General features: G+C 63.0%; 10 protein-coding genes. 6 read left to right on the top strand and 4 right to left on the bottom strand.

Annotation, left to right across the window (positions count from 1 at the left end; genetic code table 11):
* Positions 1-3 precede the first annotated feature (3 nt).
* A complete protein-coding gene (gene plsY, locus JI749_RS11755; RefSeq protein ID WP_201653916.1) occupies positions 4-603 on the top strand; it encodes a glycerol-3-phosphate 1-O-acyltransferase PlsY in 600 nt (199 codons plus the stop codon).
* Positions 604-606: 3 nt separating this feature from the next.
* Positions 607-1,728 carry a DNA-processing protein DprA gene (gene dprA / locus JI749_RS11760; protein WP_201653919.1) on the top strand — a complete coding sequence of 374 codons (1,122 nt, stop codon included), beginning with the start codon at positions 607-609 and terminating at the stop codon, positions 1,726-1,728.
* Between the two features lie 5 nt (positions 1,729-1,733).
* On the opposite strand, the gene JI749_RS11765 is transcribed toward dprA, so the two are convergent.
* Positions 1,734-2,765: an aldo/keto reductase gene (locus JI749_RS11765; protein WP_201653922.1), complete on the bottom strand. Its 1,032-nt coding sequence runs from the start codon at positions 2,763-2,765 to the stop codon at positions 1,734-1,736.
* Positions 2,766-3,051: 286 nt separating this feature from the next.
* On the opposite strand from JI749_RS11765, the gene topA reads away from it, so the two are divergent.
* The gene (topA, locus tag JI749_RS11770; protein WP_201653925.1) at positions 3,052-5,673 is read left to right on the top strand and encodes a type I DNA topoisomerase; all 2,622 of its coding nucleotides are present in this window, start codon (positions 3,052-3,054) and stop codon (positions 5,671-5,673) included.
* Positions 5,674-5,773: 100 nt separating this feature from the next.
* On the opposite strand, the gene JI749_RS11775 is transcribed toward topA, so the two are convergent.
* Positions 5,774-6,811, bottom strand: a complete 1,038-nt coding sequence (locus JI749_RS11775; RefSeq protein WP_201653928.1) for a dipeptidase — start codon at positions 6,809-6,811, stop codon at positions 5,774-5,776.
* 211 nt (positions 6,812-7,022) lie between these two features.
* Here JI749_RS11775 and rnr point away from each other — a divergent pair, with 211 nt between their 5' ends.
* The 3 genes from rnr to rpmG all read left to right on the top strand — a co-directional run bounded on the left by rnr (position 7,023) and on the right by rpmG (position 9,965).
* Entirely contained in the window at positions 7,023-9,311 is a 2,289-nt protein-coding gene (gene rnr, locus JI749_RS11780) for a ribonuclease R (protein WP_201653930.1), read from the top strand.
* A gap of 4 nt (positions 9,312-9,315) precedes the next feature.
* Positions 9,316-9,705, top strand: a complete 390-nt coding sequence (locus JI749_RS11785) for a DUF983 domain-containing protein (RefSeq protein ID WP_201653933.1) — start codon at positions 9,316-9,318, stop codon at positions 9,703-9,705.
* A 92-nt stretch (positions 9,706-9,797) separates the two neighbouring features.
* Positions 9,798-9,965, top strand: a complete 168-nt coding sequence (rpmG, locus tag JI749_RS11790) for a 50S ribosomal protein L33 (protein WP_056233989.1) — start codon at positions 9,798-9,800, stop codon at positions 9,963-9,965.
* A 420-nt stretch (positions 9,966-10,385) separates the two neighbouring features.
* On the opposite strand, the gene JI749_RS11795 is transcribed toward rpmG, so the two are convergent.
* Positions 10,386-11,756 (bottom strand): PleD family two-component system response regulator, encoded by a 1,371-nt coding sequence (locus JI749_RS11795; protein ID WP_201653936.1) that lies wholly within the window; start codon positions 11,754-11,756, stop codon positions 10,386-10,388.
* A gap of 92 nt (positions 11,757-11,848) precedes the next feature.
* Positions 11,849-12,220, bottom strand: coding sequence for a response regulator (locus JI749_RS11800; protein ID WP_056233995.1), 372 nt, complete (start codon positions 12,218-12,220; stop codon positions 11,849-11,851).
* Positions 12,221-12,255 lie beyond the last annotated feature (35 nt).

Raw genomic sequence — 12,255 nt, forward strand, 5'->3', positions numbered from 1 at the left:
GCTGTGGATGTCACCCTGATCTATGCCGTGCTGATCGGTTATCTCTGCGGTTCGGTACCATTCGGCCTGTTCCTGACTCGGGCAGCGGGGCTCGGCGACATTCGCAATATCGGCTCGGGCAACATCGGCGCTACCAATGTCCTGCGGACCGGAAATCGCTGGCTCGCGGCAGCTACGCTGGTGCTCGATGCGGGCAAGGCCGCCCTGCCCGTCCTGGTCGCCCGCTATTACTGGGGCGAGCAGGCTGCCATGCTGGCTGCCATCGGGGCGTTCCTGGGTCATTGCTTCCCGGTATGGCTGGGCTTAAAGGGCGGCAAAGGCGTAGCCGTCATGATCGGTTCGCTGCTGGCGCTGAGCTGGCCCGTGGGGCTGATCTTCTGCGGCGTCTGGCTGCTTATCGCCTTTGCCCAGAAAATGAGTTCTCTGGCGGCGCTGACAGCGGCAGCCACGGCCCCGATCTTTGCCTATGTGGTCGTCAATGAGTGGTTGGCCGCGGCCACGGCGGTGATGGCCCTGCTGCTTTTCGTCCAGCATCGCGAGAATATCGGGCGGCTGATGCGCGGCACCGAGGCCAGGATCGGCTCCGAAAAGAAGGCGCCCTAGCCCTTGGCGCCTCGACTGGGTGCCGCCCTCACCGATGCGCAGCGACTCGATTGGCTGCGCCTGCTGCGGACCGACAATGTCGGGCCCGCCACCTTTCGCCAATTGCTAAGCCGCTTCGGTTCTGCCGGAGCCGCCATCGAGGCGCTGCCTAATTTGGCGAGTCGAAGCGGCAAGCCATTGAGGGTGCCAAGCAAGTCGGCGGCGGAGGACGAGATCGCGGGGATGTCCCGCTACGGCGCACGGCTTGTTGCAAGTGTCGACCCCGATTATCCGCCATTGCTTCAGTATATTCCGGCTGCTCCGCCTTTGCTGACGATGGCGGGTGGACAGAATCTCGACTGGCAGCGGACCGTGGGCGTCGTCGGCGCGCGCAATGCCTCTGCCGCGGGCATCAAGATGACCCGCATGTTGGCCGGGGATCTCGGCGAGCGCGGTTACACTGTGGTTTCGGGCCTGGCCCGCGGCATTGATACCGCCGCACACCGGGCGACGCTCACAACGGGCACCATTGCCGTCCTGGCCGGTGGCTTCGACAAAATCTATCCGGATGAGAATATTCCGCTCGCGCATGACATTCTCGACAATGGAGGGGCCCTGCTGACCGAGATGCCGCTAGGCTGGGAGCCCCGAGCCCGCGACTTTCCCAGGCGTAACCGCCTGGTTTCCGGTCTTTCGCTGGGGATCGTGGTGGTGGAGGCGGCCAAGCGCAGCGGCTCGCTGATCACCGCTCGCCTCGCCCTCGAGCAGAACCGTGATGTCTTTGCCGTTCCCGGCTCGCCGCTCGACCCGCGGGCGGAAGGCGGCAATGCGCTGATTCAGCAGGGCGCCAAGCTGATCACCTGCGCGGAGGACATAGTCGAGACGCTGGGCAGTGCCGACCCCGCCCGGAGTGCCCTGTTTGATCGCGACTGGGAACCGGACCTGCTGCCAGATGCCCCGCCGCCGACTGCCGACGACAGGTCTCGCCTGATGGCGGCGCTGACGGCGACGCCGATCGAGGTGGATGAACTCGTGCGCCAGTCCGGTCTATCCGCCTCAGCAATGCAGATGCTGTTGCTGGAACTCGACCTGGCGGGCCAGATCGAGTGGTCCAGCGGGCAGTTGGTGGCGCTCAGATATAGCTGAGCCGTTTATCGGCCGCCTTCGATCTTGCGGTGACGCTGGCTAATTCCGTGGCTGCCATAGGGGTAGTCGCCAACCGCGGGCTTGCTTGCGGCGTTCAGTTTTTCCGTTTCCGCTTCGGTGAGCACCAGTTCTGCGGCGCCCAGGTTGTCCTTCAACTGGTCCACAGTCCGCGCACCCAGGATCACAGACGTAACCGCTGGACGTACGGCGAGCCAGGCGAGTGCCACCTGCGCCATGCTGGCGCCGCGTGCGTTGGCTACCTCCTCCAGGGCGCCAATGACCTCCCAGGTGGCCGCCTTGGCATTGCGGCCCTCATAGGCCTCGCCGCCTCGGTCCGGACGCTCGCCGAGCCGTGTGGCGCCGGTTGGCATCTGGTCTTTCTTGTATTTGCCGCTCAGCCATCCCCCACCAAGCGGTGACCAGGGCAACAGGCCTATACCCGCATCGAGCGCGGCCGGCACGATCTCGTGTTCGATGTCGCGCATCAGCAGGTTGTATTGCGGCTGCAGCGTCACCGGTGGCTGGTAGCCGCTGGATTTGGCGATCCAAACCGCCTTGGTGAGCTGCCAGCCCAGGAAGTTGGAGAAGCCGTAATAGGCAATCTTGCCTGAACGGATGGAGTCATCGAGAAACCGCAAGGTTTCCTCGAGCGGGGTAAGCGCGTCGAAGGCGTGCATCTGGTAGAGGTCGATGTGCTCCACGCCCAGTCGCTTGAGCGATGCATCGAGCGCTTCGCGCAGGTTCTTGCGCGACAGGCCCAGATGGTTGGGACCGTCACCCATGGGAAAACGGCCCTTGGTCGTGATGACGAGATCGCGCAGCCCCGTCGGCTTCGTCTTGAGCCAACGGCCGACAATTTCTTCGGATACCCCGGCGCTGTAGACATTGGCCGTGTCAATGAAATTGCCACCGGCCGCAACATAGTCGTCCATCAGCCGGAACGATGTCGCCTCATCCGATTCCGCGCCAAATGTCATGGTGCCGAGGCAATAGGCGGAGACGACGGCGCCGCTGTTGCCGAGCTTGCGATATTCCATATCAAAATCCTCCTGGGTCCCGGCGACGCTGGACCTGAGTCTGCGTATGCGGCGGGCTGGTCGATTGAAAAGCTGTGCGCTGAAAGGGGCGTGCGCAGAACGCGCCCGACCAGTTGTGCACATCTTGTATGGCAGCTTCAAGTCCTCTGCTCGCGGGTCATGGCACCCCGAAAAATTCTCTCTCTTAGAGAGAGGGCGGCGGGCCTGTTGCAGCCCGCATTGACACCGCATCGCGGCTTCACCATGTTGCGCCACTTCTTATCGAGCGTTGCGGAACGGGTATTTCATGAAGGTCGTCGTCGTTGAAAGTCCGGCTAAGGCCAAGACAATCAACAAATATCTGGGTTCGGGCTACGAAGTCCTGGCCTCATTCGGCCATGTCCGCGACCTGCCGGCCAAGGATGGCTCGGTGCGTCCGGATGAAGATTTCGCCATGTCTTGGGAGGTCGACACCGCCTCTCGCAAGCGCCTGGGTGACATTGCGTCCGCGCTCAAGGGCGCCGACGGCCTGATCCTGGCAACCGACCCCGATCGCGAAGGCGAGGCCATTTCCTGGCACGTGCTGGACGTGCTGCGCCAGAAGAAGGCGCTCAAGAAAGATACCCCGGTCCAACGCGTCGTGTTCAACGCCATCACCAAGGATGCAGTCACCGCCGCGATGGCCAAACCACGCGAAATCGACATGCCGCTGGTCGATGCCTATCTGGCCCGCCGCGCGCTTGACTATCTCGTCGGCTTCACCCTTTCGCCCATCCTTTGGCGCAAGCTGCCCGGCTCGCGCTCGGCTGGTCGCGTGCAATCGGTGGCGCTGCGCCTGGTGTCGGACCGCGAGGCCGAGATCGAGAAGTTCAAGGCCGAGGAATACTGGTCGGTCGAAGCCAAGCTGGCGCAGGGCGGCAAGAGCTTCCTCGCCCGCCTCTTTTCGGTCGATGGCAAGAAGACCGACAAGCTCGACATCAAGACCGGTGAAAATGCCGCCGAGCTGAAAAAGCTCATCGAGGCCGGCCAGTTCAACGTCGCCAACGTCGAAAAGAAGCCGACCAAGCGCAATCCCTACGCGCCCTTCACGACCTCGAGCCTGCAGCAGGACGCCTCCTCGCGCCTGGGCCTCTCGCCCAATCGCACCATGCAGATCGCCCAGCGGCTCTATGAGGATGGGCTGATCACCTACATGCGTACCGACGCCGTGCAGATGGCGCCCGAGGGCATCGCCATGGCCCGGTCGGTGATCGGCAAGTATTTCGGCGAGGAGTACCTGCCGGAAAAGGCGCGCATCTACCAGACCAAGGCCAAGAACGCCCAGGAAGCGCACGAAGCGATCCGTCCCACGGACATGTTCAAGAGGCCCGAGCAGCTCAATCTCGATGCCGACCAGGCCAAGCTCTATGGGCTGATCTGGCGCCGCACCTTGGCGTCGCAGATGAAGTCGGCCGAAATCGACCGGACCACGGTCGATATTGCCGTCAACGTGCCCGGACGCTCGGTCGAGCTGCGGGCCGTCGGGTCGGTCGTCACTTTCCCTGGTTTTCTCAAGCTCTGGGGCGTCGAGGCCAAGTCCGACGAGCCCGATGACGAGGACGAAGACAGCCGCGAACTGCCGGCGCTGGCCGTCGGCGACAAGCCCAGCCTGCAGCAGGTCGATATCGAGCAGCATTTCACCCAGCCGCCGAGCCGCTATACCGAAGCCAGCCTCATCAAGAAGATGGAAGAGCTCGGCATCGGACGCCCCTCGACCTACGCGGCGACGCTGAGCACGCTCAAGGACCGCGACTATGTCCGGCTGGAAGGCAAGGCCCTCCACCCCGAGGATCGCGGGCGCATCGTCACGGCGTTTCTCGAAAACTTCTTCAACCGCTATGTCGAATATGGATTCACCGCCGGCCTCGAGGAGCAGCTCGACGAGATTTCCGCCGGGGACCTCGACTACAAGCAGGTGCTGCGCGACTTCTGGCGGGATTTCACCTCCGCCACCGAGGAGATCAAGGATCTCCGTGTTTCCGAAGTGCTCGACGCACTTAACGACGCCTTGGCAAGCCGCATTTTTCCGCCACGGGAAGATGGTTCGGACCCGCGCCGCTGCCCCACCTGCGGCACCGGCCAGTTGTCGCTGAAACTGGGCAAGTTCGGCGCCTTCATCGGCTGTTCCAACTACCCAGAATGCAAGCATACCACCCAGCTGTCGGACGCCGCGGCCGGCCGTTCTTGCGAAGCCGCGCCCGGTGACGGGGTGCTCGGCACCGATCCTGAGACCGGTGAGGAAGTACATCTCAAATCCGGCCGCTTTGGTCCCTACGTGCAGCTCGGCGAGGGCGAGGAACCCAAGCGCTCCTCTCTGCCGCGCGGCTGGGATGCCGCCTCTCTTACGCTGGAAGCCGCACTCAAGCTGCTGTCCCTTCCGCGTGAAGTCGGCCTCCACCCGGAAACCGGCCTGCCCATATCCGCCGGTATCGGACGCTACGGACCCTTTGTGCTGCACGACGGCAAGTATGCCAACCTGCCAGATGTCGAAGAGGTCTTCACCGTCGGCCTCAACCGCGCCGTGGATCTGATCGCCCAAAAAGCCGCGGGCGGCTTCAAACGGGGCGGCGCGGCGGTTGCCGCCATCCAGACCTTCGAGCACGACAACGGGCCGATCACCGTGCGAGCCGGCCGCTATGGCCCCTACGTGAACCAGGGCAAGGTCAATGCGACCATTCCCAAGGACGTCAAGCCCGAAGATGTAACGCTGGAACAGGCCGTACAGTGGATCGCCGCCCGAGCCGAAGCCACGGGTGCGAAGGTCAAGAAGGCACCGGCCAAAAAGACGACTGCCAAGAAACCGGCCACCAAGGCGACAGCTGCCAAAAAGCTAACGGCGAAGAAGGCCGCACCGAAGAAGACGGTCAAGGCCGAAGACGTTCCGTTCTAGGAGCGCGTCACCCTCGGGCTCGACCCGAGGGCTCTGCACTGACTGAACGCGGCAAGTGTAACGCCCTCGGGTCGAGCCCGAGGGTGACGATCGAGAGGGTCTACCCCATCACCCGCTGCACCATTGCGAGCCAGTTGCCCATCGCAATCTTGCGGACCAAAGTTTCCCCGTAGCCCTTGTCGAGAAGCGCCTGCAGCAGCATCTGCACACCGGTGACGTCGCCGATCACTGTCGGCATCATGGCGCCGTCGAAGTCACTGCCCAGGGCCACGCCATCCTCGCCCAGCGCCTCCACCAGCGCATCCACGTGACGCACCATGATGTCGAGGTCGGTTTCGGGCACGAACCTGCCGTCGGGCCGCAGGAACCCGGTGGCAAAGTTGAGGCCGACCATGCCGCCGCTTTCGCGGATTGCTGCCAGCTGCCAGTCCACCAGATTGCGGGCATGCGGGCAGATGGCAAAGACGTTTGAGTGGGTCGCGACCAGCGGGTGGCTGCTGATCGCGGCGACATCGCGGAAGCCGGCTGCGTTGAGATGGCTGAGGTCCAGCATCACGCCCATCGCGTTACAGACGCGTACCAGTTCCTTGCCGGCATCGGTCAGCCCCGGTCCGATATCGGGATCGACATTGAAGCGGAAGGGTACGCCGGTCCCAAAGGCATTGGCCCGGCTCCAGGTGATGCCGATCGAGCGCAGCCCGGCGGCGTAGAGCACGTCCAAGGAGTGGAAATCAGTGTCGATCGCCTCGGCGCCCTCGATGTGGAAGATAGCTGCCAGCGTGTCCCGCTCGATTGCTGAGCGCAGCTCGGCGCCATTTCGGCAGACAGCCAACGCCCCTGCCCGTTCCAGCCGGAACATGATCGACGCCATGCCATTGGTCGAGGCGAGCGCATCGGCGATCACCAGTTCGGGTGGAAGGTTGGGATCGAGCCCCATCGGCGGGCTGGCGGTGGCCGACTTGAGCGGCGGCGGGAACATGGCGAAGAACCCGCCATTCATCCCACCGGCTCTCGCCCGCGGCAAGTCGATGTGCCCGTCCTTGCTGCCGTCAATGAATGGTCTTTCCTTATCGGCCCCCGGCGCCTCCAGCAGGCGCAGCAGGGTATCATTGTGGCCGTCGAAAAAGGGGATGGTCATGAAAGGGTCCGGTCGGTGCGAGTCGTACGGCCAAGGTAGCGTCATGCCGCTCAATGGACCACCAGTCTGCCAATAACTCGATCGTCACCCTCGGGCTTGACCCACGAGTGCAACACTCTCGGGTCAAGCCCGAGTGTAATGGCTGGTGGGTATCGTTCAATCGATGCACCCATTTGCCGAACACGCCCCCATCGCCTACATATTGCTCAACATGAAAACTCCCAAAACTACTAAGAAGCCGCGCAACACTTCAGGTCCGCGCCGCGCCACCACGCCTCGTGCCAGCGAATTGCCCACGCGCGAGCAATTGCTAGAGGCTTTGGCCGAGCAGGCGGACATCAAGGGCAAGCGCGACCTGGCCAAGGTGTTCGGCATCCGGGGCGACATGCGCCGCCCGTTCAAGGCCATGCTGGCCGCGCTCGAGGGCGAAGGCATCATCACGCGCACGCGCAAGGCGTTGCGCCGCACCGCCGCCCTGCCCCACGTCACCGTGCTCGACATACCCACCGATGCCGATCCGGACAACATGCATGCCTATCCGGCGCAGTGGAACGAGGAAGAAGGCGACAAGCCCCGCGTCATCGTGCTGGGCGGCCGCGACGCCCGGGTCGTTCCGGCGCCGGGCGACCGCATTCTCGCGCGCATCGATGCCGGCGACGGTGAAGTGCCGCACTATACCGCCAAGGCGATGAAGATCCTCGACAAGCCACGCCGCGGACATATCGGCGTCGTCCGCATGGACGAGGATGGCGCCCGGCTCATTCCGGTGGATCGCAAGCAGAAGGAAATGCGCATTCCGTTGGGCGACCTGATGGACGCCAAGGACGGCGATCTCGTCGAAGTCGAGGTCAAGCTTTCCGGCAGGCTGATGATGCCGCGCGCCAAGGTCACCGCGGTGATTGGCAACCCCGCCTCCGAAGGCGCCGTCAGCCTGATCGCCATTCACAATCTCGAAATCCCTTACCGTTTCCCGGCTTCCGTCATCCGAGAGGCAGGGGAGGCAAAGGAAGCCACCCTCAAAGGGCGTGAAGATTGGCGCGATCTGCCGCTCATCACCATCGATCCGTTCGATGCCAAGGACCATGACGACGCTGTCTATGCCCAGCCCGATGATGACCCAGCCAATCCAGGCGGTCACATCGTCTATGTGGCGATCGCCGACGTAGCGGCCTATGTGCGGCCGGGCACAGCACTCGACCGCGAAGCCTATCTGCGCGGTAACTCGGTCTATTTTCCGGACCGGGTCGTGCCCATGCTGCCGGAGCGGATTTCCAACGACCTCTGCTCGCTCAAGGAAGGCGAGCCGCGCGCTTCGCTGGCTGTGCGGATGGTGATGGGCGCTGATGGCCGGAAGCGCAGTCATACCTTCCATCGCGTGCTGATGCGCTCGGCCGCCAAGCTCAGCTACCAGCAGGCCCAGGCCGCCATCGACGGCCAGGCTGACGACAAGACCGGGCCGCTGCTGGAACCCATCCTGGGTCCACTATGGAACGCCTACGCGGCCATGGCGGCAGCGCGCGACAAGCGCGGCCCACTCGACCTGGACCTGCCCGAGCGCAAGATCGTGCTTGATGACAAGGGCATGGTGAAGGACATCCGTGTTCCCGAACGCCTCGACGCGCATCGCCTCATCGAGGAGATGATGATTGCGGCCAACGTGGCCGCCGCGGAAACGCTAGAGGCAAAGAAATCCGCCCTGCTCTACCGCGTGCATGACGAGCCGTCGTCGGAGAAACTGCAGGCGTTACGCGATTTCCTCGGTTCGCTCGATATCGCAATCAAGAAGTCCGACAGCGTCCGGGCCAGCGATTTCAACGGCATCCTCGGCCAGGCCAGGAAAGCGGGCAATGTCGAGCAGGTCAGCGAGATGGTGTTGCGCAGCCAGGCCCAGGCCGAGTACGCCGCCGAGAACTATGGGCATTTCGGTCTAAACCTCGACCGCTATGCGCACTTCACCTCGCCCATTCGCCGCTATGCCGACCTCATCGTACACCGCGCTCTGGTCACCGCCCTCGGCCTGGGCGATGACGGCTTGAGCGAGAACGAGGCACTTCGCCTGGCAGGTATCGCCCAGCATATTTCGGCGACCGAACGTCGGGCGATGATGGCCGAGCGCGAGACTGCTGATCGCCTGTTGGCCCAGTTTCTCGCCGCACAGATCGGCGCACGTTTCGAGGGGCGCATTTCGGGCGTCACCCGCTCGGGCCTGTTTGTGCGCCTGCTGGAAACCGGCGCGGATGGCTTCATTCCCGCTTCCACGCTCGGCGAAGACTTCTACCGCTATGCCGAGGACCAGCAGGCGATGATCGGCGATCGCAGCGGCGAAAAATTCGCCCTGGGCGATCGCGTCACGGTGCGGCTTGTCGAGGCCGCTCCGGTGGCTGGCGCTCTCCGCTTCGAGTTGCTCTCCGAAGGCACGCGCGGCAATCCGTCATCTGGTCGGAGGAACCCAAAGCGCCCATCTAGGAGTTACGGTCCGAAGGGCCGGAAGAAGAGGTGAAGGCATGGGTTCCAAGACACTCCAGGATCGCAGCGTCGGCCAGGCAATGTGGCGCGGCACCCTCTGCCGGTGCCCCCATTGCGGCAAGGGCCGCATGTTCCGAGCCTACCTCAAGGTGGCAGACCAGTGCGAGGTCTGCGGCGAGCAACTGAACCTGCATCGGGCCGACGACCTGCCGCCCTATCTGGCGATCACCATCGTGGGCCACATCATCGTCTTCCTGATGCTGCATCTGGACATGACCTACAAGGTCCAGCCCATGACCTATGTATTGTCGATGATCCCGCTGGCGATCATCCTGCCGCTGGCCATGCTGCCCTCGATCAAGGGGGCAATCGTGGGCCTGCAATGGGCCAACCACATGTATGGCTTCGGCACCGGCCAGCGAGACTGATCTGTCTTGACTTCCGGACCAAAATCCGTAGGTTGCGCCCAAATTCCGGCGCCGGGGATTCCGCGGCGCCTTTGCTTTTGTGAGGACTGACCATGGCCAAAGCCGCTTCCGTCAAGATCAAGCTCGTGTCGACGGCTGATACTGGCTACTACTACGTCACCAAGAAGAACGCCCGTACCCAGACCGAGAAGCTGTCGTACAACAAGTACGACCCGGTCGTGCGCAAGCATGTCGAGTTCAAGGAAGCCAAGATCAAGTAATCTGGCGCCTGCTCCAGACGAGAAGCGAGAAGCCCCGCATCGTCAGATGCGGGGCTTTTTGCTGGGCTGTGACAGAAACGCGAAACCCGGTGGCGAATCTGCGCGATTGTGCTGCACAGTATGTGCATCATTCCGTCGCGGTTCTGCGCTGGATGGGAAGTGGAGTGGCTGGTCCGGAGCGGCATGTCGAAGAGGCCACTCTGTCCGCATCCGGACCAACCGCCCTACGGGACTCAGGAGTTGCGGCGGACCTGAGAAAGCCGTAGGGAACCCTCAGCGGAGGCCCTGTTGGGTGGCTCGCTGGTGTTGAGGGCAACCTACGCTTTGGCCCAGAAAACTCAAGGCAAACCAGCCTCTTGCGGCCGGTAACCGCTTGTTAATTATAACAGATAACCCTAACGCGTCCAATTGCGAAGGATTTTACGCGGCGTCGAACACGACCCGGTTGCGCCCTTCGCGCTTGGCCCGATAGAGCGCCACATCCGCGCGCTTGATCAGGGATTCCGGCGTGTCGGCAGCACTCTCGTTGAGCGTCACTCCAGCCGATACCGTCACTGACAGCGGCCGACCGGCATTGACCTCGAAACTGCGCTCGGCGATCGACTGCCGTACCCGCTCGGCCACGAGTTCAGCCTGACCGAAATCGGTATCGGGCATCAACACCACGAACTCCTCGCCCCCGAAGCGGCAGGCCAGGTCGACCCCGCGGATATTGCGCTTGAGACGCGCGGCAAACTCCTTGAGCACCGCATCGCCGATGTCGTGACCATAGGTGTCGTTGACGGCCTTGAAGTGGTCGATATCCAGGATCATCAGGGCCATGTCGCGTTCCTGGCTCTGGGCCTTGCCCAGCATGACGCCCAGGTGGCGGTCGAAGTAGCGCCGATTATAGAGCCCGGTCATGTCGTCGGTTACGGCCAATGCCATGGTGTTGTTGACGCTCTGGCGCAGTTCCAACGCGTAGCGCTGCCGGCGAAGCTGGGTGCGGACACGCGCCGCCAGCTCGTTGCGCTCCACGGGCCGAGAAATGTAGTCGTTGACCCCCAGGTCAAGCGCGCGCACCACCTTTGGCTTGTCGGCTTCGTCGGCAATCAGGATGATGGGGAGGTTGCGCGTGTGCTCCAGGGTACGGATCTGCGAACAAACCCGCAGGGGGTCGAAATCGGTCAGTGCCATGGCGACCAGCGCCAGTTCGTAGCTCGCGCCGGTTACCTGGAACACGGCATCGGCCGGCTGCAGCAGGATATCCACGGCATGCTCGGGCGAGAGGTAGTTCTTGATCCGCTCGGCGTGACGCTGGTCGGTGTCGACGATCAGGATCGAGCCGGCAGCGGTATTGATCTTGTCCATGGCGCGCATGGAGTCTTCGATGGCGATCTGCTGGCCCGTCGTGGCGCGGGCGCGCAGCTCATCGGTGAGGGACTTGAGTCGCACCAGGCTCTTGACGCGCGCCATCAGCTGCATGTCGTCGACCGGCTTGGTCAGGAAATCATCGGCGCCGACTTCGAGGCCGCGTACGCGATCGGAGGGCTGATCGAGCGCCGTGACCATCAGGACTGGAATATGCTGGGTCTTGGGGTTCGCCTTGAGCCGCTGGCAAACCTCGAACCCATCCATTTCGGGCATCATCACATCGAGCAGAATGATGTCGACGTCGGAAGTGTTACAAATTTCAATGGCTTGGGGACCAGAGGAGGCCGTTACGACTTCATAGTATTCTGCCGTCAGCCGGGCTTCGAGCAAACGGACATTGGTGGGAATGTCGTCAACGATCAGTACGCGTGCAGTCACTGGTAGAGCCCCGAACCTGTCGCCGGCCGCTGGCGTCCCCCAACGGCGTCGAGCGGGCTGATCAGGCAGGCAGACGGGCTGGCTCTGCGCGGTCAGGCCGGCCCAATGTAGCGAGCAATAGTTTCCAGAAAGTGAGGCACGGAGATCGGCTTGCTGATGTAACCCTCACAGCCACCCTGGAGAATTCGCTCCTCGTCGCCTTTCATGGCGAAGGCGGTGACGGCGATGACGGGGATATGAGCCAGATCGTCATCATCCTTGAGCCACTTGGTGACAACCAGGCCAGAGACCTCCGGCAGTTGGATATCCATCAGGATCAAGTCAGGATGGTGGGCGCGTGCAAGATCGAGCGCTTCCATGCCATTGCGCGTCTGGATAACGGCATAGCCGCGCGATTCCAGCAGATCATTGAAGAGCTTCATATTGAGCTCGTTGTCCTCAACGATCATGACGGTCTTTGGCATTGATCCTTCTCCGCGCCGCTAAGGCGCTGGCGGCG

It is taken from the genome of Devosia oryziradicis (genome assembly GCF_016698645.1).
GTDB classification, from domain to species: Bacteria; Pseudomonadota; Alphaproteobacteria; order Rhizobiales; family Devosiaceae; genus Devosia; species Devosia oryziradicis.